The following is a 24,507-nucleotide window of genomic DNA, read 5'->3' as shown; positions in this document are numbered from 1 at the left end:
ACATCGCCCCCGGATTCCCCCTTGCGCTTCATCCGGGCTACATACATCTGCATGACGTGGCATAAAAAAAAGGCCGTCTAAACGGCCTGTTTTTATTGGTGGCGCAAACTCGCCAATTCCGATCAAAACCCGACTACTTGCGGCTGATAGCGCGCCAGCCAATATCAGTGCGGTGCTGCGCACCATCAAACTGAATACCCGACATCAATTCGTAGGCACGTTTTTGCGCGGCTTTGAAGGTCTCACCAAACGCGGTCACACACAGCACGCGGCCACCGCTGGTCATTGGCTGGCCTTCGGCGTTTAACGTGGTGCCGGCGTGGAATACGTGGCCATCGTCAGTTTCAGCTGGCAAGCCAGAGATCACGTCGCCGGTGCGCGGGGCATCCGGATAATTGGCCGAGGCCATCACCACGCCCAGCGCCACGCGACGATCCCATTCCACCTCGGCTTGGTCCAGCGTGCCTTCAACCGCGTGCTCGACCAGATCAACCAGATCGCTCTTCAAGCGCAGCATGATCGGCTGGGTTTCTGGATCGCCCATGCGGCAGTTGAATTCCAGGGTTTTGATGGAGCCATCGGGGCTGATCATCAAACCGGCATACAGAAAACCGGTATAGACAATGCCATCGCGCGCCATACCTTGCACGGTGGGCAGAATCACCTCGCGCATGGCGCGGGCATGGATTTCTGGTGTCACCACGGGCGCCGGGCTGTATGCGCCCATGCCACCGGTATTGGGGCCTTCGTCGCCGTCTTTCAGGCGTTTGTGATCCTGGCTGGAAGCCAGCGCCAGCACATTCTTGCCATCCACCATGACGATGAAACTGGCTTCTTCGCCAGTCAAAAACTCTTCGATGACCACGCGGGCACCGGCGTCACCCAGCTTGTTGTCCGACAACATGGCGTCGACGGCTTCATGCGCTTCGGCCAGCGTCATGGCAACCACTACACCCTTGCCTGCAGCCAAGCCATCAGCCTTGATCACGATCGGCGCGCCTTTGGCATCAATATAAGCATGAGCCTTGGTGGCATCGGCAAAGGTTTCGTATTCGGCAGTCGGGATGCCGTGGCGCTTCATGAACGCCTTGGCGAAATCCTTGGAGCTTTCCAGTTGGGCCGCCGCTTTGCTTGGCCCGAAAATCTTCATGCCGCCTTTGCGAAAGGCATCGACAACACCTTTGGACAGCGGCGCTTCCGGGCCGACTACGGTCAGTTGCACTTGCTCGCGCTTGGCAAAGGCCAGCAACACCTCAATGTCGGTGATTGGCACGTTAGTCAGGTTGTGTTCCAGCGCAGTGCCAGCATTGCCCGGTGCGACAAAAACCTTGCCCACGCGCGACGATTGCGACAGCTTCCAGGCCAGCGCGTGCTCACGACCACCATTGCCAATTACAAGAACATTCATTCTGTATTTCCCGATTATTCGAATTCGTAGCGACTAAAAAAGAACGCCACGTTGCCATTGTTAACGCCACCCATGCTGGGAATAAACGTACCCATAACCGATACCTGGCGATAGCGGATTACCGCCACCGGCAGCACGATCGGGAACGGGATGCCGCCAAAAATATCGCGACGTGAGGTCAGCCCCACCGTATACCCGCCACCCAGCGACAAACCACCCAGCACCGGATCGGTAAACCACAGGCCGGCGTAGCCAACCATCAGTTCCGGGTTCTTGTGCGAATCCGAGAAGATCATACCCAGCACCAGATCTTCGTTGCCGTTTTCGTCCACCACGTGCTTGCCGTAACCGCCGCCCCAGCCCCACTGGTTCAGTGCGTTAAGCTTTTCTTCGGTGTATTTGCTTGGATCATGCCAGGTGTAACCCGAAACATAAATGTCCGATTTGCCATTCTGGGCTACATCGGAAACGTGCGCACAGGCTTGATTTAACCAACTCCCCATTCCAGTGCAATCTATGGCTGACGCAAAAGGCGCGATCAGACTAAAGGTCAAGGCAGCAAGCGTTTTTTTCATGAGAAATAGTTTGTTGGTTATTAAATGGTGCGGCGCGACATAAGCCCGTGGCAAAGATGCTACCGCGAGCCACGACCCCAAAAAAGTGGCCAGACAATTACCGCACGAGCAAGCAAGCCGCAGTTCATGGCGGACCACCTGCTCTGTCTGAGCCGGACAACGCGCATTGCGGCGGTTGTCGGCTCAGACCTTTCAAAGGTACTGCGCAATACAACGCGCCAGATTAATGGCGGAAATGACGGATGCCGGTGAGCACCATTGCAATGCCATGCTCATCTGCGGCGGCGATGACTTCTTCGTCACGCACCGAACCGCCCGGCTGGATGATCGCGGCCACGCCGTTTTCGGCAATGACATCAACGCCATCACGGAACGGGAAGAACGCATCAGACGCGGCCACCGAACCACGCAGTTCCAGACCGGCGCTGCGTGCCTTGATGGCAGCGATTTTGGTCGAATCCACACGGCTCATCTGACCTGCGCCAATACCCAGTGTCTGGCCCTTGCCGCAGAACACAATCGCGTTGGATTTCACAAACTTGGCAACACGCCATGCAAACAGCATGTCTTTCAGTTGCGCATCAGTCGGGGCCTTTTTGGTCACGACTTTCAGATCAGCCAGGGTCAGGGCATGGACATCCGGTGTTTGCACCAGCAACCCACCACCAACGCGCTTGACGTCAAATCGGTTGGCACCGTTTTCGATTGGCACCGACAAAACACGCACATTCGGCTTCTTGGCCAACAACGCCAGCGCTTCAGCGGTATAGGCTGGCGCGATCAATACTTCCAGGAACTGAGCTGCAACAGCTTGTACGGTGTCGCCGTCCACTTCACGGTTGAAGGCGATGATCCCGCCGAAAGCCGAAGTCGTGTCGGTGGCAAAAGCCAGGCGATAGGCCGAGAAAGTATCTGCGCCAACTGCCACGCCGCACGGGTTGGCGTGCTTGACGATGACACATGCCGGCTCTTCAAACTGCTTGACGGCTTCCCACGCTGCATCGGAATCCGCAATGTTGTTGTACGAAAGTTCTTTGCCCTGGAACTGGTGATAACTCGCCAGGCTACCGGCAGCCGGGTCCAGATCGCGGTAGAAGGCAGCCGCTTGGTGCGGGTTCTCGCCGTAACGCATGTCTTGCACTTTGGCGAATTGCAGGTTCAGCCGATCTGGCCACACTTTCTTTTCGCCATTGGCGGCCAGCGCGGTCAGGTAATTGGAGATTGCACCATCGTAGGCCGCGGTATGGCTGAACGCTTTCTTGGCCAGATTGATGCGGGTGGCCAGGCTCAAGCTACCGTTACCGGCTTTCAGTTCGGCAACCAGCGGGGCGTAATCTTCGGCGTCGGTCACAATCGCCACGTGTGCGTGGTTCTTGGCAGCGGAACGGACCATGGCCGGACCACCGATGTCGATGTTTTCGATGGCATCTTCAAAGGTGCAATCCGGACGGGCGATGGTCGCTTCGAACGGGTACAGGTTCACGCACACCAGATCGATATTGCCGATGTCGTGTTCAGCCATTTTGGCCACATGAGCGGGCAGATCACGACGACCCAGAATGCCGCCGTGAATCTTGGGATGCAGCGTCTTGACGCGACCATCCAGCATTTCGGGAAAACCGGTGTAATCGGCGACTTCTGTCACTGGCACATTGTTGTCTGCCAGCAGTTTGGCTGTGCCGCCGGTAGAAAGGATCTGAACGCCAAAGCCCGCCAGGGCTTGTGCAAATTCCAGAACACCGGTTTTGTCGGAGACGCTGATCAGCGCGCGCTTGATGGTGGTCATTGCTGTTTTTTCCTGATGCCCAAGAGGGGGTGTAAATCACTAAAAACAAAACACAGTGGAACCGTACTAGCGATACGACTGTTAAAGCATGTCGTACGTCTGTAATTTTTTGCGCAGCGTATTGCGATTGATCCCCAGCACCTCGGCGGCACGAGTCTGGTTTCCGGCAACGTGGGTCAGCACCAGCTCCAGCAAGGGTTTTTCCACGCGGGCGAGCACCATGTCGTACAACGCGCACGGCGCCTCACCGTCCAGATCCTCAAAATATTGTGCAAGCGAGGCCCTGATCGACTCGGCGATGGGATCTTCATCCTGCGTAATTACGCAAGTTGCTGGCTGGTTCATTATTGCTTTCCCTGAAACTACCCCTAAGTCTTGTCGCTCGGGGCTTGATTGTGTGTTGTTTGTGCGGACTGCCGATTTGATAGTGCGGCGTTGGGTCGGCGCCTTATCGCCGACCACCCTTGTCTGCTTGCCTTGCTATCGACTCATGCTGCCTGCAAATCGTCCTTGCCATCCTGATCTGATACGGCCACCTCATAAATCAGGCGCTCGCCCAGTGAAGCCAAACCATCAAAATAGTGCTGTACGGCAGCATGCTGTGCGCTGGTCGAATCCAGTTGGTACATGGCTTGCCGAAACGCGTTGCCGTCGTGCAAACCCTTGGTATACCAGGCGATATGCTTGCGGGCAATGCGGCAACCGGAATACTCACCATAAAACGTGTAAAGCTCGTCAAGGTGTTGTAATAAAACACTACGAATTTCAACAACCTGCGGCGGCGGCAACATGTCGCCGGTCGCCAGATAATGTGCAATTTCGCGGAACATCCACGGCCGCCCCTGCGCGGCCCGGCCGATCATGATGGCATCGGCCCCGGTGGCCTCAAGTACGGCTTTCGCCTTTTGTGGCGTATCGATGTCGCCATTGGCAATCACCGGTATGCGCAGCATGTGCTTCACTTCACGGATCAGCTCATAGCGGGCTGCGCCGTTGTACATGTCTTCCCGCGTGCGGCCATGCAACGCCAAGGCCGCAATACCAGCCGATTGCGCCCGCTCGGCCACGCGTAAAACATTCTCTTCACCGTTGCAAAAACCCAACCGGGTTTTCAGCGTCACCGGCACATCTACCGCAGCAACCACCGCGTCCAGAATCTCGCCCACCAGCGCTTCGTCTTTCAACAGAGCCGAACCCGCCAGTTTGTTGCATACCTTCTTGGCCGGGCAGCCCATGTTGATATCGATAATCTGCGCGCCCAGTTCTACGTTTAATTTGGCCGCCTGCGCCATCATGGCCGGATCAGAACCTGCAATCTGCACGGCAATAGGACCAGGTTCGCCCGCATGATCCATCCGGCGGCGGGTTTTTTCGTTACTCCACAGCGCGTTATTGGCCGTAATCATCTCGGACACGGCATAACCGGCCCCGAAATGGCGACATAACTGGCGAAATGGCCGATCCGTCACCCCCGCCATGGGCGCAACGAACAGATTGTTTTGTAAGGAAAAAGGGCCGATCTGCATAGGAACCGCGGTCGCAGAAAAGGCCGGAATTCTACCGCCTGCTTAAATTTTGGGCAACCGAAAGTGCGTCAACGGCATAGCAGTACAGTCGCATATACGGCATATATCCAGCCTGAATGCAGTCTGCCCAGACCCCCTCTACCAGGATGTCTCAACCGTTTGGCAGGAAACACTTTTCGTGCGCCAGCCAGCAGCTCACAGCCCTGCCTTACGCCTCGCATAAAATCATTTGTAACGTTTATTTACGCAACGGCCGAAATTGCGGTTCAAAATCGCCACGAAACATGACTCACGTGCAATCAAGTCATGCCCGCCCACCTGCCGAATTGAGTACAACCTGCCATGAGCCAACGCCGCCCCGCCGCCCGCCACTCTCTGTACGCCTACGCCTGGGACCTGGCCGGACGCGACACCCGCAGCACTGTGGATGAAATTCTCGATCTGGGCGTAGATGGCCTGAGCCTGGCGACCAGTTATCACGCCGGCAAATTCCTGCGCCCACGTGTTAGCGGGCCGGGCAAGGTGTATTTCCCGGAAGACGGCACCGTTTACTTCAACCCGCAGCCCAGCCGCTACCGGGCGATCCAGCCCAAGCCGCACTCCAGCGCCGCCATGCGCCAGGTGGCCTATGACCTGGCCAGCGATGGCCGTTTACCTTTGTCGGCGTGGACTGTGCTGTTCCACAACACCCGCCTGGGTGAAGCTCACCCGGAGTTGACGGTGAAAAACGCGTGGGGCGATGGCTATGTGTACGCGCCCTGCCCGATGCAACCGGCGCTGGCTGATTACGCCGTCGACCTGAGCAACGACCTGGCCCGCACGCTGCCATGGCAAAGTTTGACGCTGGAGTCGCCTGGCTGGACGCCCTTCGCCCACGGCTACCATCACGAATTTGCGCAGGTTCGCAGCAATTTGTGGCTGGATACCATGCTCGGCCTGTGTTTTTGCGATGCCTGCCAGAGCAATGCGCGCCAGCAAGGCATTGATGCCGCCGGACTGGCCAGCCGTATTCGCACACGGGTAGATGGTTACCTCGCCAGCCCCGCCGATGCCGCTGCAGATCAAGCCGGCGCGTGGCTCACCGCCGATCTGCTGGAAGACCAGGAACTGGCGGCGTTTATTCGCATGCGCCAGAACTACGTGACGCAACTGGTCGCCCGCATCCGCAGCGAAATCCCCGCAGAAGTGGCGCTATACGTCATCCCCACCGTGCAACGCCCCACCGCGCAAACCTGGCTGGAAGGCAGCGACCTGAAAGCGCTGGCCTTTGCTGCCGATGGTATCGAAGTACCGTTCTACGAGCCTGATGCTGGTCGCGTTGTTGCCGACGCCGTCGACACCGTGCGCCGCGTGGGTGACGCCAGCCGCGTACGCGGCATTCTGCGGCCAGGGGTTCCAGATCTGGGCGATGGTGCCCAAACCGGGGCTGCACTGGACGGCTTGCGTGGGCAAGGGATTGAGCATGTTGGTTTCTATAATTACGGGATGTTGCGAGGTGGTGCGTTGGCTGGGTTGCGCGGAGTTTTGAAGGCGCGGAAGTGAGTGTGGCTGTGGCCTGTAAAAGCTTGAGTGCCTTCGGCACGGGGTTTAAAAGCGTTTGATACCCCGGCCCCCCCGGGTATCAAACGCCTTTCACATCCGTGCCAAAGGCGCTAATTAAGTACAGTTTTTCTGTTTAGTCCGCTTAACCATGCTGGTTGCCCGCGTATCCAGGAATCCCCTCGCACCAAAAAAACCACCTCCTCATGATACGATTACCCCTCAAACAACCTCCCCCTTGTTGACACACCATGAGCCGCTTCTGGAGTCCCATCGTCCAAACGCTCACCCCGTATGTGCCGGGTGAGCAACCCAAGATCACCAACCTGATCAAGCTCAACACCAACGAAAACCCGTTCGGACCGTCGCCCCGTGTGCTGGAAGCCATCAAGGCCGAAACCGCCGATACGTTGCGCCTGTATCCGGACCCGAATGCTGATCGCCTCAAGCAGACCATTGCGGCGTATCACGGCATTGCGGCCAATGAGGTGTTCGTCGGCAATGGCTCGGACGAGGTGCTGGCTCATGTGTTCATGGCACTGCTCAATCATGAGAAACCACTGCTGTTCGCGGATATCACCTATTCGTTTTATCCGACCTATTGCAGCCTGTATGGCGTGAAGCACCGCGTCGTGCCGCTGGATGAAAACATGCGCATTCGCCTGGCCGATTACGACCAGGAATGCGGTGCAATCATCATTGCCAATCCCAATGCGCCCACCGGCATTTTGTTGAGTACCGCCGAAATCGAATTGCTGTTGCAAGCGCATCCAGATGTCGTGGTGGTGGTGGATGAGGCCTATGTGGACTTCGGCGGCGAAACGGTGATCCCGCTGATCAAGCGCTATCCAAACTTGCTGGTGATTCACACCTTGTCCAAGTCGCGCTCGCTGGCTGGGCTGCGCGTGGGTTTTGCGGTGGGTCATCCAGAGCTGATCGAGGCGCTGGACCGGGTCAAGAACAGCTTTAACAGCTATCCGCTGGACCGACTGGCGATTGCCGGTTCGGTTGCGGCAATTGAGGACGAGAGCTACTTCCGCCGCACTTGTCAGGGCGTAATTGATACGCGGGAAAAGCTGGTCGCCGGATTGAATCTGCTTGGTTTTGACGTACTGCCTTCAGCCGCCAATTTCATCTTTGCCCGGCATCCGCAACACGATGCAGCAACGCTGGCCGCCAACCTGCGGGCCAAGGCAATTCTGGTGCGTCACTTCAAGCAAGAGCGGATTAACCAGTATTTGCGGATCAGCATTGGTACCGATGCCGAATGCGAAGCGCTGGTAGACGCCTTGCAGCAGATCATCGCCCAATAAACCAGCTTTGCAAATTACGCCAAAACCGATCCCGACTTACAGCGGGATCGGTTTTTTTAATGCGCCGCATGGCACGTTTGCGCGTTCCGTTTCAAGCCTAGTCCCAATTTGGCGACACCCCAAGCGCCGCGCTTGCGGCATCCGGCGGCGAAGGCTAAGGTTCGCAAAAAACGATCATACGGAAAAACCCGAATGCCGCTCATTATCTTCTTCGCACTGATCGCAGTTGTACTGGTGTACTTTGTGATGCTTTACAACAACCTCGTCGCACTCAAACACAACATTAGCCGGGCCTGGTCCAACATCGACGTGCTGTTGAAGCAACGGCATGACGAACTGCCCAAGCTGGTGGAAACCTGCAAGCACTACATGCAATTTGAAAGCGAAACGCTGGAAAAAATCATGCTGGCGCGCAACGGTGTAGCGCAAGCCCGTGAGAAACACGATATCCCCGCGCTGGGCATTGCTGAGCAACAATTGCGCACCGGTCTTGGTTCTTTGTACGCCACCGTTGAGGCCTATCCGGAATTGCGCGCCAATATGCAGTTTCAGAATCTGGCCGGGCGTATTACCCAACTTGAAAACGATATTGCTGACCGGCGCGAGTATTACAACGACTCGGTCAACATCAACAACGTGCGCATTGAACAATTCCCCGATGTCATCGTCGCCAATGCGTTCCACTTTCAGCCAGCCCAATTGCTGGAATTTGATTCCCACGAAAAGCAGGATGTCTCGGTTGGCGCGTTGTTTCAGCGCTGATCGCCCGCTCTACTCACAAGTTGTTCTCTCATGATTGATTTGTTCAATCTGCAACTGCCCAACCTGCGCCGTTTGAGTTTTGGCGCAGGCTTGCTGGCGATCGAACTGATGGCGCTGTGGGTGGCTTTCCTCACCCATAAACCCCGCAATTTTACGCTGGCCCTGGGCTTGATCGCCGTCTCATCGCTGATTGCGTGGGTGCATCATCGCCGCCGTTATCGCTTGCTGTCCGACACGCCGGTAGCGCGCATCGCCTCTGCGCCTCAGGGTTATGTGGAAATCGCCGGGCACGCGCAGGCGCTGGACGACGGTTCACTGATTTGCCCAGGCACCGGCATGCAGTGCGTGTGGTATCGCGTTGACATCGCTGAACTGCAAAGCGGCGCCAATAACCGTGACAGTTACGTGCACCAGCAGACGCTGGAAAGCGATCACGGCTTTCTGATCAGCGACGGCAGTGGCCGCTGCCTGATTGATCCGGATGCGGCAGAAATCACTACCGAAAAAACCGTGACCCACGATGGCAAGCAGCGCTATACCGCGTGGACTATCCGTGCCGGCGACGCCATATATGCCTTGGGCGAGTTTGTCTCGGTACGCGACCAGCCAGCGGACTTCCGGTTGGCGGTATCGCTCAAACTGGCCGACTGGAAACGTGATCAACACGATCTGCTGCGCCGGTTTGATACTGATCGCAATGGCCAGATCGACCCGCAAGAGTGGGATAAGGCGCGTAGTGCAGCCGAAGCAGAAGTCAGCCAGGAAATTGCCGAACTGCAAAACACCACGCCCACCAATGTGATGCGCGCCTGCCAGGACGGCCGCCCGTTTCTGGTTGCCACCGAAGACCCCGCCACCGGTGCGCGGCGACACCGGATCTGGTCGTGGGTGCATCTGGCGCTGGTCGTGCTGGGGCTGCATTTCATGCTCTACCTGCCGCGGCATCCGCACTTGATCCCCAGTGTCTACCAGGTCGGCCCGGTTACCCTTTACGCTCCGGCAGCAGATGACGACAATCCCTGAGTTTGCCCGGCCCTTCGCCACATAGCCACACACGCGTACAATCGCGCTTTATCCCCACCCGCTAACGATCCCATCGCATGCGCATCGCTCTTGCCCAAATCAATTCCGTCGTCGGCGATCTGGCTGGCAATCTCGATCTGATCCTCGCCGCTGCGACTGAAGCGCGTAAACAAGGCGCGGATATTCTGCTCACGCCAGAACTCGCGCTTACCGGTTATCCACCAGAAGACTTGTTGTTGCGCCCAGCGTTTCTGGCGGAATGCCGCAAAGCCATTGGCCGCTTGATTGATGAAGTCGATGGCATCACGCTGGTCATCGGCCACCCTTTCGCCAGCGGCGATGAGCGCTTTAACTGCGCCACCGTCATCCGCGACGGCCATTTGCTGGGCCGCTACGAAAAGATGCTGCTGCCCAACGATGAAGTGTTCGACGAAGTTCGCTACTTCACGCCCGGCGCACAAGCTTTGGTGTTCGAGCAAAATGGCGTCAACGTTGGCGTGGCCATTTGCGAAGACGTGTGGGATATCGACCCGGCCAGCGCCGCCCGCGAAGAAGGCGCCGACCTGTTGCTGGTGCTCAATGCGTCGCCATTTCACCTGAATAAGCAAGCCACTCGCCACGCAGTACTAGCCCAGCGTGTAGAAGAAACCGGCATGCCGGTGGTTTACGTGAATCTGGTAGGCGGCCAGGATGAACTGGTGTTTGATGGCCATTCGTTCGCGCTGAATCGTGAAGGCAAGCTGGTGGCCCAACTGCCACCGTTTGAATCAGCCCTGCAAGTCGTCGAATTCAAAAATGGCGATCTGCAACCGGCCAGCATCACGACAGAACTGAGTGTCGAGGCCAGCGTCTGGCAGGCATTGGTCACCGGCGTGCGGGACTATATTGGCAAGAATCGCTTCCCTGGCATTTTGCTGGGTTTGTCGGGCGGGATCGACTCCGCCGTGGTGCTGGCGATTGCTTGTGACGCGCTCGGCGCGGATAAAGTCCACGCGGTAATGATGCCGTCGCGCTACACCGCCGATATCTCCGTAAATGACTCGCGCGAAATGATCCAGCGTCTGGGCTGCAAGTATTCCGAGATTGAAATCTGGCCGATGTACGAAGCATTTATGGCTGGGTTGGCTGACGAATTTACCGGCCTGAAAGAAGACACCACCGAAGAAAACCTGCAAAGCCGGATTCGTGGCACTTTGCTGATGGCGCTGTCGAACAAGGGCGGCAAGCTGGTGCTCACCACGGGCAATAAATCCGAGATGACCACCGGTTATGCCACCTTGTACGGCGATATGGCGGGTGGCTTTGCGGTACTGAAAGACGTGGCCAAAACGCTGGTTTATCGCTTGGCCACATGGCGCAATACGGTGAGTGAGGTCATCCCGGAACGCATCATCACGCGCCCGCCTTCAGCCGAGCTGCGCCCGGACCAGAAAGACGAAGACAGCCTGCCGCCGTATGAAGTGCTCGATGCCATTCTGCAAATGTATGTCGAAGAAAATCTGAGCAAAGCCGATATCGTGGCGCGCGGCTATGCCACGGCCGATGTCGAACGCGTGGTACATCTGTTGAAAATCAACGAATACAAACGCCGCCAGGCACCGGTTGGTCCACGTGTGACAAATCGCGCCTTCGGCAAAGACTGGCGCATGCCGATCACGCATCGCTTTACGCTGTAACCGCACACCAGCAAAGAGGGGACGATATTTCGGCCCCTTCTTTTTGGCACCCCAATTCCATTCATCCCTTTGAGCACTAGAGCCTGTTATGACCACACCAGTTCTGATCCTGCCTGGCATTTCCAACTCTGGCCCGCAACACTGGCAAACGCTGTGGGAGCGACGTTTTCCCAACTTCAAGCGAGTACAACAAAGTGAATGGGAAGCGCCCGAATGCGCAGACTGGATTGCCAATCTGGACCAGGCTATTGCTGCGTGCGCCGAGCCACCGGTCCTGGTTGGGCACAGCGCCGCGTGCACGCTGATCGGCAAATGGGCTGAACAACATCAGCGCCCGGTCAAAGGGGCGTTACTGGTTGCGCCCAGCGATACTGAAGCTGCGAGCTATCCGGTTGAACCCACCGGTTTTCAGCCTATGAGCACCGCGAAACTCCCCTTCCCCTCAATCGTGGTCGCCAGTAGTAACGACGAATACGTCACCATTGAACGCGCCCGCCAATTTGCCAGCAACTGGGGCAGCGATCTGGTGGAGATTGGCGCATACGGCCATATCAACGGCAACAGTGGTTTGGGTGAATGGGCGCAGGGTCTGGCCTTGTTGAAGCATCTGACCGACTGATTCGCCAGGGCACTGGCTGTGCCTGCCGGAGATGACAAACGCAACGGCGCTGATATACTCCTGTCTCTTTCGCAGGAAAGAAACCCATGTTCGGCATCCACAGCCTTACCCTGTTTGTGATCTCCGGCCTGTTACTCAATATCACCCCCGGCCCTGACTCCCTCTACATTGCCACCCGCAGCGCCACGCAAGGCTTTCGCGCCGGATCAGCCGCAGCTTTGGGTATCGGCGCTGGCACCATGGTGCATATCCTGGCTGCAGCATTTGGCTTGTCGGCCATTCTGGCGACGTCGGCCGCGGCATTCACCATCGTTAAATTGATCGGCGCGACGTACTTGCTGTATGTGGGCATTGGCATGCTGCGCAGCCGTCGCAAGGCGCAAACGAATGGGGATGCCACACATGTGATCCCGCCTATTCCCGCCGCACCGCTGTGGACCATCTTTCGGCAAGGCTTCTGGACTAACATACTCAACCCCAAAGTGGCGCTGTTCTTTCTGGCGTTCGTGCCGCAATTCATCTCGCCCGATGCACCGAATAAACCACTCGCGTTTATCGTGCTGGGGTTGATATTCAATTTTAACGGCATGTTGTGGTGCCACTTCCTGGCCCTCACCGCGACACGCGCTGCCAAGCGTTTGCGCCGTGCGGGCGGCTTTGCAACGTGGATGAATCGCACCATTGGCGGGTTATTTGTTTATCTGGGGGTGAAGCTGGCTTTGGCGCAGCAACGATGAGCTGAAGAGGTTGCGACAGCCTCCGGTGAAAGACGTAGCCCGGATTCGGGCAGCAATCCGGGAAGAGGCAGCTAAACGCAAATACCATTGGCTTGTTGACACATTGCCCCCCGGATTCCCGCTAACGTTTATGCCGAGAATCGGCCTTCATCCGGGCTACTGGCTATTTCTCCGTCATCCCCGCGAATGCGGGGATCCAGCAGCAACGTTCGCCATGGCAGCCTCGGCGACCCAACTGGATTCCCGCCTTCGCGGGAATCACGACGTAAGTGGTATCCAATGGGGTATTTGCTTTGCTGCCACCATCGGCAAACCTCCACTACAAACCACGCCGACCGAGAGCCGGAGACCTTAGGTCCCGGCCGACCGAGGGAACGCAAGATGCGCGCAGACCAACTTGGTAGACAGACGATTCGTTGCGGTTTTTGACCTTGGGCCCCGTCGGACGCTCGCGTCCCGGGTCGCCTTTTCTTTGGTTACTTTCTTTTGGCGACCCAAAAGAAAGTAACGTGCTCCCGGGCACCCCCGGGGTATCAACCGCCCTTAAAAACCCGTGCCGAAGGCCCTAACCAAACAAACTTTCAAAACCAACGCACCAAAGGCGGGTTGCATCCGCCCTACAATCACAACGCTAGCAATGGCGGAATACCAACCCACTCCGCCCCACCCTCATCACTGCAACTTCCGCTGCGCCACAATCACCATCGCAGCCACCACAGCCAGCGCTGCCAGCACCCGGTAAAGATCATTACACGCCAGCAACAAAACCTGCCGATCAACCACCCCCGCAATCTGCGCCAATGCAGCCAGGTTGGCGCTTTCGGGTGACATGCCCTGGCGAACAAAAACGCCCTGCAAGGACGCCATCATCTCGTTGAATGCGGGATTAAAACTGTTGGCAAAGCCAGAGTAGTAGTCATGCAGCGCTGCCTGGCGGTTTTGCATCATGATGGCCGCAACGGCCTGCGCCAGTGAACCAGCCCATTGCCGCAGCAGATTCTTGTTGCGATAACCGTGGGCAAATTGTTCGGCCTTCAATTCGCGGAAAGTCAGCCCGGCCACTGGGATCACCAGCAATACGCCAAACATGCCCTTGGCCACCAAGGGCAAGAAGAACGCCGATAGCGGCATACCAGGTGGCATAAACGAGAAGAACGCGCAGCACAGCGCCAGCGCAATCACCCCGGTCAGCATCAGCGGTTTTTTCTGTTTGAGTTTGGCGGACCAACGCAAATATCCCAAGATCACCACAAAGCTGATGGTCGATGAAAAGGTATTGAGCCAGCCGGTGGTTTCCAGCGGTACACCTTGGGCGCGTTCGGCGTAAATGGGGAACAGGTAATTGCTGAAGTTGGCCAGAAAGTAATGCAGAAAATACAAGCCAAGGCCGGTCAGATACACCTGGTTGTTCAGGCCGCGCAGCACAAACACCGGCGAAGGATGGCGATACTGGTGCCAGGAAAACCAGCCCAGCAAACCTAGTCCCACCAGCGTAGTAACCACCAGATGCAGCGGATGCCCGAAGAAGTCGAAGCGGGCTTCGGACAAAGCCAGTTGCAGGCAGATGACTCCCACTCCGAACATCACCAGCGGCAAGGGTGTGAACTCGCCACCATGCTGTTGCTTGGGCACCACCACCGGCAGCCACAGCCAGCAACCAATCGACGCCAGGCTGGCCAGCGGAACTACGCTCCAGAAGACCCAGCGCCAGCTGTAGTTCTCGATCCACATCCCCGCCAACGCCGGCGCCAGCGCCGACACCGAGAAGATGGCAATCATGAAATAGCGCACCGCCTTGGCACGCTCTTTGGGCGCAAACATCAAATTGATCAGGATGCGGCTACTGGTAAAAAGCGCGCCGCCGCCCAGCCCTTGAATAGCGCGGCAGAGGATCAATTGATCCGGGGTATGGCTGAGTCCGCTGAGCAACGCCCCCAGCGCAAACAATGCCAGCGCCCCGCCCAGAAAATTGCGATACCCCAACTGATGCGCCAGCCATGCTTGTTTCATGATCACAAGCATGCTGGCGCAGGCATAAGCGGCCACTGCCAGCACAAACTCTTGCGGGCTCGCGTCTATCCCGCCCTGGATATGACTGCTGGAAAAAACAAACAGACTGTTTTCAAAAAACTCGACTGCGGTAGTTAACCCAAGTAACGCCATGACCCAGCGTTTGTCATTGGGCGCGCAGTACGCGGCAAGACGTTTCACGCGACTTCTTTCTCCAATCCCTCATACAAGTGAGCCAGTTCGTTAGCAACGTGATCCTGCCCGGCATCGTCAAATACTGACCAGGCGCGCTGATAAACCGCATGCACCACGGGCGCCGCCATTTTCAGTTTGGCTTTGCCTTCGTCCGTCAGCGTGAGCATCATGCGGCGGCGATCTTCTTTATCCAGCGTGCGGGTAACCCAGCCCTCGGTTTCCAGGCTATCCATCAGCCGCGTAACCTGGGTGCGAGTCATATCGAGCAATTTACTCACTTCCGACGGGTTGGTTGGTTGATTGCCTTCATCAACCAATAGCATGGCCATGGCCAGATATTGGGGCATGCTCATATTGCACGGGACGAGGGCTTCGTTGATACGTTGTTCCAGCAATGCTGCGGCCCGGAACAAGGTGCGAGACAACAGGATTTCCTTTTGTGGCGCGGCTTCAAATACTTGGCAGAAGCGGGTAATGCGTGCTTGGTAACTCATTTCATTCTCCCCCTTACTTTAATTTCTAATGTAATATTTACCAATGTAATATGTGCAACAATGCTTGTAAAGTTCAAGTTTAGTGAAGTCACTAAAACAGCATGTAATGTTCTGATGAGGTGTTGCTAAAGTGTCATGCCGTGACGTGGCACTCACCCGCCCGACCTAACCTTACTACTGTCATGGCGCCGTAATCGGGCTGTGGCAGCCTACCGGGCATGAATACCCGAGTAGCTACCATGTCGCACCCCTTGAACCTGGACAACCTGCGGCGCGATCTTGAAGAAATCATCCAGGAAAAGCGCCTTTCCGCTCTGTTCCAGCCGATTGCATCGCTGCACGACGGCGAAGCCTTTGGCTACGAAGGGCTGATCCGCGGGCCGTCTACCAGTTTTCTGCATTCGCCCATCAACCTGTTTCGCAGTGCCGAACAGGTTGGCCTGCTGCCATCGCTCGATTTCGCCTGCCGCCGCGCCATCATTGAAGCCTTTGTGGCGCAAAACCTGCCTGGCCGCCTGTTTCTGAATGTCAGCCCGGCGTGTCTTTCACACCCGGACTTTCACCCTGGCGCCACGCTGGAGATTCTGCGTGAAGCTGGCATGGCACCGCAGCGCGTGGTGATTGAGCTGACCGAAACCCAGCCGACGCACGACTACGAACTACTTAAAGAAGCCCTGTTGCATTACCGCGAAATGGGTTTTCGCATCGCGCTGGATGACTTGGGCGAAGGGTTTTCATCACTGCGCTTGTGGTCAGAACTCAAGCCGGACTTCGTCAAGATCGACAAATACTTTGTGCAAGGTCTGGCGGCCGATGCGCAAAAGCGCCAGTTTGTGCGCTCGATCCAGCATATCGCCCTGAACATTGGCACCCGGGTGGTCGCCGAGGGGATTGAAACCCCGCAAGAACTGCAGGTGATCCAGCGCATTGGCATTGCTTTTGCCCAGGGCTATCACATCGGCAAGCCCCTGCCGCATCCGCCGCGCCATATCGCGCTGGACCTCTCTGAAACACCCACCCCGGCCCTGCCAGGCCACGGGCATCGCAATGCGGGCGGCTTGCTGGTTTCGGTAGAAACCGTGCCGCCCTCAGAAAGCTGCGAATCGGTGTTTCAACGCTTTAGCCAGTCTCCGCAATTGCACGCCCTGCCGGTGGTGGAAAACCAGCGCCCGCTCGGGCTGTTGAAGCGCCATGAAGTCACCGAGTTTTTCTCTCGCCCGTTCTCACATGAACTGCATGGCGGGCGGCCTTGCAGCAATCTGATGGACCGCGCGCCCCTCATTGTCGAACAATCGATGAGCCTGCAAGAACTGTCGCAACTGGTAACCACGGCTGAGCGCCGCTATCTGGCTGATGGTTTTATCATCACCCAGCATGGCCATTACCTGGGCATGGGCACCGGTCATGATCTGATGCGCGCCATCACTGAACTGCAAGTGCGCGCCGCACGCTACGCCAATCCGCTGACCTTGCTGCCCGGCAATGTGCCGATTCAGGAAAAGCTGGAAACCCTGCTGGATGAGGGCCGCCCATTCACCATGGCGTACTTTGATCTGGATTACTTTAAACCGTACAACGATGTTTACGGCTATGTACGGGGCGACGACATGATTCGCCTGACCAGCGAACTGCTGGTGCGCGCCGCAGATTCACAAGTGGATTTCGTCGGTCACATCGGCGGCGATGATTTTGTGGTGATCTTTCGCTCGGCCGACTGGCATGAACGTTGTGAAGGACTACTCGAAGAGTTCTCGCTGCGTGTGCCGGAATTTTTCTGGTCGTCGCATCTGGAAGACGGTGACTACGAAGCCCCGGACCGGCGTGGTCTGCCCCAACGCCACCCGCTGGTGACACTATCGGTAGGTGTGGTTGAAGTAGAGCCGAGCCAGTTTGAAAGCCACCACCAGGTGGCGGCTGCGGCCACTCATGCGAAAAGCATGGCCAAGCAAACGCCGGGTTCGACCTTGTATATCGACCGTGGTCGCAAACCGCCGGAACCGCTGCCGACGCCAATTGCGGCGTGAAACAGTCAGGCAAACATGTAGCCCGGATGAAGCGCCAGCGGGAATCCGGGATCGCAGCGCTGCGGTGCGCCATGCAGGGTGAATTAGCCACGCTAAATTCACCCTGCTCTTTCTCTCAAATTGGCATCAAGTCGCCGCAGCCAATGCCTGCGTCAAATCCGCCAGAATGTCGTCGATATGCTCAATGCCGATCGACAAGCGCACCGTATCTTCTGTCACCCCGGCTTTCTTGAGTTCTTCCGGCGACAACTGCCGATGCGTGGTGCTGGCCGGATGGCATGCCAGACTCTTGGCGTCGCCAATGTTCACCAGCCGAGTAAACAACTGCAACGCATCCTGGAATTTAGCCCCGGCTTCGCGCCCGCCTTTCAGGCCAAACGTCAGCAGCCCTGATGCTTTGCCACCAAAATATTTCTGTACCAGTTCATGCGACGGGTGATCCGGCAAACCGGCGTAATTCACCCACTCCACCGCACGCTGCTGTTTCAAAAATTGCGCCACCTTGAGTGCGTTTTCGGTGTGGCGTTCGATACGCAAACCCAGCGTTTCTAGTCCTTGCAGAATCAGGAACGAGTTAAACGGCGAGATCGCCGCGCCCATATTGCGCAACGGCACAGTGCGCGCGCGGCCAATATAGGCCGCCGGGCCCAGCGCCTCGGTGTAGACCACTCCGTGATAACTCACTTCCGGCTCATTCAGGCGACGAAACCGGGCTTTGTGTTCGGCCCACGGAAACTTGCCGGAATCCACGATGATGCCGCCAATGCTGGTGCCGTGGCCGCCGATGTATTTGGTCAACGAGTGCACCACGATATCGGCACCGTGTTCAAACGGGCGGGTGATATAAGGTGTGGGGACGGTGTTATCGACAATCAGCGGCACGCCACCTTCATGCGCCACTTTGGCAAAGGCCGCAAAGTCCACCACATTGCCGAGTGGATTACCGATAGATTCAACAAATACCGCTTTGGTTTTGGCGTCGATATATTGCGCGGCAGATTGCGGGTCTTTGGCGTCGACAAAGCGTACTTCAATCCCGTACTGCGGCAGCGTGTGGGCAAACAGGTTATAGGTACCGCCGTAGAGCGTGCCGGTGGCAATAATGTTGTCGCCCGCTTCGGCGATGGTCAGGATCGAATACGTAATGGCCGCTGCGCCAGAAGCCAGCGCCAGCGCGCCCACGCCGCCTTCCAGCGCCGCAATGCGTTTTTCCAGCACGTCGGTTGTCGGGTTCATGATGCGGGTGTAGATATTGCCCGCTACTTTCAGGTCGAACAGATCGGCGCCATGCTGGGTGTCGTCAAACGAATAGCTGGTGGTCTGGTAGATCGGCACCGCCACGGCGCGGGTGGTTGGGTCGCCGTCGAAACCGGCGTGGATGGCTTGGGTATCGAACTTCATCGCTGCATGTCCTTGTCAGTACGCCGGGATCGGGTACTGCGCAGCATGCCCTGTCCTTTCGCTCACCGCAATATTCCATCCAATACTTAAAATTGATTTAGATATAACAATATTTAAATATCAGAATGGCCGCGACAAAACCGGGTGATGGCGGCCCGCTGGTATAATGCCGCTTTACCCCGCCTGTGCCTCACGCCATGTCTCGCATCCAGCTTTTGTCCGACCAACTGGTCAACCAGATCGCCGCTGGCGAAGTAGTCGAGCGCCCGGCCTCTGCGCTCAAGGAATTGCTGGAAAACAGTCTGGATGCTGGTGCCGACAACGTAGGCGTGGAACTGGTTGCCGGTGGCACCAAACTGATCAAAGTGATTGATGACGGCATTGGCATCGAACACGAAGACCTGGCGCTGGCGTTGCATCGTCACGCCACCAGCAAGATTCGCGATTTTGATGACCTGCAAAAAGTCGCCACGCTCGGCTTTCGTGGTGAAGGTCTGGCGTCAATTGCGTCCGTTTCCCGACTCACGCTCACCAGCCGCTTCAATGGCGCAGCGCATGCCTGGCGGATTGAATCCGATCACGGCCGTTTGCACGAAGCGGAACCAGCGGCGCTGGCAGTGGGCACTACCATTGAAGTGCATGACCTGTATTACCAGACGCCCGCTCGCCGCAAATTTCTGAAGTCCGACGGCACCGAGTTCGCGCATTGCGAGGACATGGTCAAGCGCCTGGCGCTGGCCAATCCGGACAAGCAATTTACGCTGGTGCATAACGGCCGCGCCAATTTGCGGGTGATGCGCGGCGATGTGATCAAACGCTGTGCCGCCTTGCTGAGCGATGAATTCGCGCAGACCGCCGTGCAGGTGGAAGAATCTGCCGGGCCGCTGCGACTGTGGGGCTTGGCGGGCAGCCCAACGTTATCCAAATCCAGCCGCGATGCACAATACTTCTTTGTGAATGGCCGTTTTGTGCGCGACAAAGTCATCGCCCACGCCTTGCGTGAGGCCTATCGCGACGTGCTGCATCATGATCGCCACGCGGCGTATTGCCTGTTCCTGGAACTGGACCCGGAAGGCGTGGATGTGAACGTGCATCCCACCAAAATTGAGGTGCGCTTTCGCGAATCGCAGGCCATTTACGGCTTTATGTTGCGCAGCCTGACCAAGGCACTGGCAAGCACCAAAGCGGGCCAGGTGCCGGCAGGCGTTGATCCGGAAACCGGCGAAATCATCGCGCCCGCCGCCCCGACTTATGCTGCTGGCACGCCGCAAACCTCCGGCTATCAGCAACAACCGTGGCGCCAGCAACATATGGCGATCCCGGTGGTGCAAGAGCCGCTGGCAATGTACGACCGCATGTTCAGCGACCTGAAGCGTGAGCCAGGCCAGGCTGCCGTCACCCCGAGTTATGCTCCCGCCGAATTTGGCGCCACCGTTTTATCTGGCGGCAATCCACGCCCATTACCCGTTGGCACTCGCGCCTTTATGCCCGCGACCGATGAAGACGGTATCCCGCCGCTGGGCTTTGCCATGGCGCAATTGCATGGGGTGTATATCCTGGCGCAGGCGGCGGAAGGTTTGATTGTGGTCGACATGCACGCGGCGCACGAACGCGTGGTGTATGAAAAACTCAAGAACGCGCTGGATCTGGACAACATGCCCAGCCAGCCGATGCTCATCCCCCATTTGTTCAGCGCAGACCGCTTTGAGGTCGCCACCGTCGAAGACAACCGCGAAGCACTGGCGCATTTGGGGTTTGATCTCTCCGTGCAATCGCCGACGCAGATCGCCATTCGCGGCATTCCCATGTTGCTGAAAGACGCGGATGCCGTAGAACTGGCGCGCTCGGTCATCAAGGACATCCGCGAAGTCGGCGCCAGCCAGATGCTGACCGGCCGCCGCAACGAACTGCTGTCCACCATGGCTTGCCATGGCTCGGTGCGCGCCAATCGCAGTCTGACCATCCCCGAGATGAATGCCTTGTTGCGTGAGATGGAAGCCACCGAGCGCTCTGGTCAATGCAATCATGGCCGCCCCACCTGGTTCCGCCTGAGCATGAATGATCTGGACAAGCTGTTCATGCGGGGCCAGTAAGGCATGAATGCATCCCCCATCGAGCGGCGCCGCAGAGCGCAATCGTTGCGCATCATGGCTACCGACGCGGAGCAGAAATTGTGGCTCAGACTCAATGGTGATCAATTAGGCGTACGGTTTAATCGACAGAAACCGCTCGGGCACTATTTTGCAGACTTCTACTGCCATGCAGCTCAATTGGTTGTCGAGGTCGATGGTGCGCAGCACTTTACCCCACAAGGGTTAGAGTACGATGCCCGCCGGGATGCTTTCATGCGTGCTCGAGGGCTGGAAATATTGCGATTTGATGATCGGCAGGTGCTGCTTGAAACCAATGCGGTGGTGGAGGCGATCTGGTCCACAGTTCAAAGTCGGGTTACTTTGTTTCAGGGGAGTGAGGGTTTGAAGCATCGCGGGTCAATCTCCCCCAACCCCTCTTTGAAAAAGAGGGGAGAAAAATCCTTTGTGGAGGCTGACTCTGGTTCTGGTGCTGACTCTGGTTCTGGTGCTGACTCTGGTTCTGGGGCTGACTCTGGTTCTGGGGCTGGGGCTGGGGCTGGCTCAGAGTTACTTAACCAAAATACATCGGCCCATTCAATGGTGGCCACTGCTCGCCTAAGCCAAACTCGCCAGCAAACCACTGCAACAACTCCCCTCTTTCCCAAAGAGGGGCAGGGGGAGATTGCCGCCACCGACCTTGGCATACCACCGACAACCTCACAAAGTATCAAAACATTCGCCCGCCACCCCATGCCGCTCACAACCTTACCCCCCGCCCTGTTCCTGATGGGCCCCACCGCCAGCGGCAAAACCGCCAGTGCGATCCATCTACTTGAATCTGGTTTGCCCGTTGAATTGATCTCGGTTGATTCCGCCCTGGTCTTCAAGGATATGGATATCGGCACGGCCAAGCCAACGGCCGCCGAGCTGGCCCGCGCGCCGCATCATCTGATCGACATCATTTCGCCCGAAGAGGCTTATTCCACCGCGCAGTTTCGTGACGATGCCCGCAAATTGATGGATGACATCATCGCCCGCGGCAAGCTGCCGGTGCTGGTCGGCGGCACCATGTTGTACTTCAACACGCTGCAGCATGGCATTCACGATCTACCGCAGGCCGACCCTGCACTGCGCGAACAACTGCATGCCGAAGCCGCGCTGATCGGCTGGCCCGCCATGCATGCCAAACTGGCAGTGTTGGACCCAGCCACCGCCGCGCGGCTGGAACCGGGTGATTCGCAGCGCGTCGAACGTGCACTGGAAATCTGCACGCTGGCAGGCAAACCGATGTCAGAACTGCTGGCCGAACCTGCGCAAGATGCGTTGCCCTATCGCTTGCTGAAATTGGCCCTGTTGCCATCTGACCGCGCCGCTTTGCACGCCCGCATTGCCTTGCGCTTTGATGCCATGCTGGCGGGCGGTTTGCTGGATGAAGTGGAAAGCCTGCGCCGTCGCTATCAACTTTCGCTGGATTTGCCATCCATGCGCTGCGTGGGTTATCGCCAGGCGTGGGAATATCTGGATGGCCAGATCGACATGCGAGGCCTGCGCGACAAAGGCCTGGCCGCAACCCGGCAATTGGCCAAGCGCCAGCTTACCTGGCTACGCGGGATGGATGATGTCGAGAGCCTGGACTGTCTGGGCAGCGATTTGCCAGAACAGGTGTTGCAGCGGGTGCAGGCGTTTCTGGATACGTCACACGGCGCCTGATTCGCGGCGGCGGGACAGAAGGCAACCCACCGTCCTCGCAGCTTGATAAAAGCATTTCGTCTTTCCGCGCAGGCGGGAATCCAGTTACGGAGTGGAATTAGCCTGGTAGCCCGGATGGAGCCCGCAGGGTGGGAATCCGGGATTTGGAGTCGGGAAATGCCAATGCGACGGGATGTTAACGCACTGCAAATCCCGGATTCCCGCTAACGTTTATGTCGAGAATCGGCCTTTATCCGGGCCACAGGCTCTAGCTGAGCAGCCTCACAGCACCTCATAAGGCGGCAATTTGCGTTCCACCAGCGGGAAATGCCAAACCGGATAATCCGGCAAGCCGTGGTCAAACGGTGGCGGTGCTTCACCCAGAATCAGCGGCGCAAAGTACGCTTTGCCCATCACCGACAAATGCATGCCGTCGTCGCGCAGATAGCTTTCTGGCATGGCCTTTTCTTTGTTGGCGACTTCTTTGAGCGAGACCGCTTCAATGTGCCAGCGATAAGGCTGATCGGCCTCACGCACGATGGCAGGCATGACGCTGCGCTGGCCGGCAATGGCAAAATCAACCGCGGCCTCACCGACGGCAATGGCTTGCTCCAGATCGTTGGCAGAAGCCAGATGGCGGGCAGCGCGTTGCATGTAATCGGCCACGGCCCAGTGGCATTTGTGCCCCAGTTCTGCCTTGACCAGATTGGCCAGCATCGGCGCCACGCCACCCAGTTGCGCATGACCAAAGGCGTCGGCATTACCGGTCTCTGCCAGACGAGTGCCACCCGTATCGCGAATACCTTCGGCGGCGACCACTACGCAATAGCCATGCTGCTGCACGGTATCGCGCACGGCACGCAAAAACCGGGAAGGATCGAAAGGGACCTCTGGCAGCAAGATCAGATGTGGCGGTTCAGCCGGAGTACGACTAGCCAAGCCTGATGCCGCTGCCAGCCAGCCAGTGTGCCGCCCCATCACTTCCAGGATAAACACCTTGGTGGATGAAGAAGACATCGAGGCCAGATCCAGCCCGCATTCGCGCGTGGTGGTGGCGATGTATTTGGCTACCGAGCCAAAACCGGGAGAGGTGTCAGTGTGCGGCAGGTCGTTATCGATGGTCTTGGGGACATGAATTGCGGTCAGATCAATGCCTTGATACTGCGCGTATTCGGCTACTTTCAAGCAGGTATCGGCCGAATCGCCACCGCCGTTGTAGAAGAAGTAGCCAATGTCATAAGCCGCAAACAACTCGAACAGCCGCTTCAGTTCACTGCCGTGCTTGAGCTTGTGGCGACAAGAACCAAAGGCGCCGCCCGGAGTGTGGCGCAAGGCAGCCAGTTGGGATTCGGCAATCTCGCGGATATCGGTCAGCGACTCGGTCAAGGCGCCCAGAATGCCGTCTTTGGCCACGTAGATGGTGCCGATTTGTGCGGGGTGTCGGCGGGCGGCTGAAATCACGCCCCAGGCCGAAGCATTGATCACTGGGGTTACGCCACCCGACTGGGCATATAACGCATTCCTTGGCACAACGAGTCTCCTTTGCGATCCTCCGGTTTGCCAAAGGATCAGATGATCAGGTTTATCCGGACTCATTCTTGCGCGATGCACCATCAAAAGCATCGGGACTTTCCGCCACAAGGGACAACCCTGATACA

The 24,507-nt window shown here is 57.5% G+C and carries 19 protein-coding genes and 1 pseudogene; 11 read left to right on the top strand and 9 right to left on the bottom strand.

What is annotated here, in order from left to right; translation table 11 throughout:
• Window positions 1-133 precede the first annotated feature (133 nt).
• The 5 genes from purD to dusB form a co-directional block, all read right to left on the bottom strand.
• Window positions 134-1,408 carry a phosphoribosylamine--glycine ligase gene (gene purD, locus N7220_RS14610; RefSeq protein ID WP_283148252.1) on the bottom strand — a complete coding sequence of 425 codons (1,275 nt, stop codon included), beginning with the start codon at window positions 1,406-1,408 and terminating at the stop codon, window positions 134-136.
• 14 nt (window positions 1,409-1,422) lie between these two features.
• Window positions 1,423-1,911 (bottom strand): phospholipid:lipid A palmitoyltransferase, encoded by a 489-nt coding sequence (locus tag N7220_RS14605; RefSeq protein WP_283148251.1) that lies wholly within the window; start codon window positions 1,909-1,911, stop codon window positions 1,423-1,425.
• 295 nt (window positions 1,912-2,206) lie between these two features.
• A complete protein-coding gene (gene purH / locus N7220_RS14600; protein ID WP_283148250.1) occupies window positions 2,207-3,769 on the bottom strand; it encodes a bifunctional phosphoribosylaminoimidazolecarboxamide formyltransferase/IMP cyclohydrolase in 1,563 nt (520 codons plus the stop codon).
• Between the two features lie 81 nt (window positions 3,770-3,850).
• A complete protein-coding gene (gene fis / locus N7220_RS14595; RefSeq protein ID WP_283148249.1) occupies window positions 3,851-4,114 on the bottom strand; it encodes a DNA-binding transcriptional regulator Fis in 264 nt (87 codons plus the stop codon).
• Between the two features lie 143 nt (window positions 4,115-4,257).
• The gene (dusB, locus tag N7220_RS14590) at window positions 4,258-5,295 is read right to left on the bottom strand and encodes a tRNA dihydrouridine synthase DusB (RefSeq protein WP_283148248.1); all 1,038 of its coding nucleotides are present in this window, start codon (window positions 5,293-5,295) and stop codon (window positions 4,258-4,260) included.
• 342 nt (window positions 5,296-5,637) lie between these two features.
• On the opposite strand from dusB, the gene N7220_RS14585 reads away from it, so the two are divergent.
• The 7 genes from N7220_RS14585 (at window position 5,638) to N7220_RS14555 (ending at window position 12,964) form a co-directional block, all read left to right on the top strand.
• Window positions 5,638-6,837: a hypothetical protein gene (locus tag N7220_RS14585; protein ID WP_283148247.1), complete on the top strand. Its 1,200-nt coding sequence runs from the start codon at window positions 5,638-5,640 to the stop codon at window positions 6,835-6,837.
• A gap of 248 nt (window positions 6,838-7,085) precedes the next feature.
• Window positions 7,086-8,147, top strand: coding sequence for a histidinol-phosphate transaminase (hisC, locus tag N7220_RS14580; RefSeq protein WP_283148246.1), 1,062 nt, complete (start codon window positions 7,086-7,088; stop codon window positions 8,145-8,147).
• Window positions 8,148-8,339: 192 nt separating this feature from the next.
• Window positions 8,340-8,909, top strand: coding sequence for a LemA family protein (locus tag N7220_RS14575; RefSeq protein ID WP_283148245.1), 570 nt, complete (start codon window positions 8,340-8,342; stop codon window positions 8,907-8,909).
• 30 nt (window positions 8,910-8,939) lie between these two features.
• Window positions 8,940-9,932, top strand: coding sequence for an EF-hand domain-containing protein (locus N7220_RS14570; protein WP_283148244.1), 993 nt, complete (start codon window positions 8,940-8,942; stop codon window positions 9,930-9,932).
• Window positions 9,933-10,009: 77 nt separating this feature from the next.
• A complete protein-coding gene (locus N7220_RS14565) occupies window positions 10,010-11,608 on the top strand; it encodes an NAD+ synthase (protein WP_283148243.1) in 1,599 nt (532 codons plus the stop codon).
• A gap of 88 nt (window positions 11,609-11,696) precedes the next feature.
• Window positions 11,697-12,227 (top strand): RBBP9/YdeN family alpha/beta hydrolase, encoded by a 531-nt coding sequence (locus tag N7220_RS14560; RefSeq protein WP_283148242.1) that lies wholly within the window; start codon window positions 11,697-11,699, stop codon window positions 12,225-12,227.
• An 86-nt stretch (window positions 12,228-12,313) separates the two neighbouring features.
• Complete coding sequence (locus tag N7220_RS14555) at window positions 12,314-12,964, top strand: LysE family translocator (RefSeq protein WP_283148241.1); 651 nt, start codon at window positions 12,314-12,316, stop codon at window positions 12,962-12,964.
• Window positions 12,965-13,636: 672 nt separating this feature from the next.
• Here N7220_RS14555 and N7220_RS14550 read toward each other — a convergent pair.
• Both N7220_RS14550 and N7220_RS14545 read right to left on the bottom strand, forming a co-directional pair.
• Window positions 13,637-15,175: an MFS transporter gene (locus N7220_RS14550; RefSeq protein WP_283148240.1), complete on the bottom strand. Its 1,539-nt coding sequence runs from the start codon at window positions 15,173-15,175 to the stop codon at window positions 13,637-13,639.
• Window positions 15,172-15,663 carry a MarR family winged helix-turn-helix transcriptional regulator gene (locus N7220_RS14545; protein ID WP_283148239.1) on the bottom strand — a complete coding sequence of 164 codons (492 nt, stop codon included), beginning with the start codon at window positions 15,661-15,663 and terminating at the stop codon, window positions 15,172-15,174. Before N7220_RS14545 ends, N7220_RS14550 begins: the two co-directional genes overlap by 4 nt.
• A gap of 239 nt (window positions 15,664-15,902) precedes the next feature.
• On the opposite strand from N7220_RS14545, the gene N7220_RS14540 reads away from it, so the two are divergent.
• Window positions 15,903-17,687 (top strand): GGDEF domain-containing protein, encoded by a 1,785-nt coding sequence (locus N7220_RS14540; RefSeq protein WP_283148238.1) that lies wholly within the window; start codon window positions 15,903-15,905, stop codon window positions 17,685-17,687.
• Between the two features lie 126 nt (window positions 17,688-17,813).
• Here N7220_RS14540 and N7220_RS14535 read toward each other — a convergent pair whose 3' ends face one another.
• Window positions 17,814-19,088 carry an O-acetylhomoserine aminocarboxypropyltransferase/cysteine synthase family protein gene (locus N7220_RS14535; protein WP_283148237.1) on the bottom strand — a complete coding sequence of 425 codons (1,275 nt, stop codon included), beginning with the start codon at window positions 19,086-19,088 and terminating at the stop codon, window positions 17,814-17,816.
• A gap of 197 nt (window positions 19,089-19,285) precedes the next feature.
• Between N7220_RS14535 and mutL the strand changes: the two genes are divergently transcribed.
• The 3 genes and pseudogenes from mutL to miaA all read left to right on the top strand — a co-directional run bounded on the left by mutL (window position 19,286) and on the right by miaA (window position 22,870).
• Window positions 19,286-21,181, top strand: coding sequence for a DNA mismatch repair endonuclease MutL (gene mutL / locus N7220_RS14530; RefSeq protein WP_283148236.1), 1,896 nt, complete (start codon window positions 19,286-19,288; stop codon window positions 21,179-21,181).
• Window positions 21,182-21,184: 3 nt separating this feature from the next.
• A pseudogene (locus tag N7220_RS20780) lies at window positions 21,185-21,514 on the top strand (endonuclease domain-containing protein); the annotation flags it as partial.
• A gap of 396 nt (window positions 21,515-21,910) precedes the next feature.
• Window positions 21,911-22,870, top strand: a complete 960-nt coding sequence (miaA, locus tag N7220_RS14525; protein WP_283148235.1) for a tRNA (adenosine(37)-N6)-dimethylallyltransferase MiaA — start codon at window positions 21,911-21,913, stop codon at window positions 22,868-22,870.
• Between the two features lie 261 nt (window positions 22,871-23,131).
• Here miaA and N7220_RS14520 read toward each other — a convergent pair whose 3' ends face one another.
• Entirely contained in the window at window positions 23,132-24,379 is a 1,248-nt protein-coding gene (locus N7220_RS14520; RefSeq protein ID WP_283148234.1) for a 6-phosphofructokinase, read from the bottom strand.
• Between the last annotated feature and the right edge of the window lie 128 nt (window positions 24,380-24,507).

The sequence above is a fragment of the Silvimonas soli genome (genome assembly GCF_030035605.1).
GTDB lineage: Bacteria > Pseudomonadota > Gammaproteobacteria > Burkholderiales > Chitinibacteraceae > Silvimonas > Silvimonas soli.
Note: the sequence above shows the minus strand (reverse complement) of the source record. Positions and strands in the feature narration are given on the sequence as shown.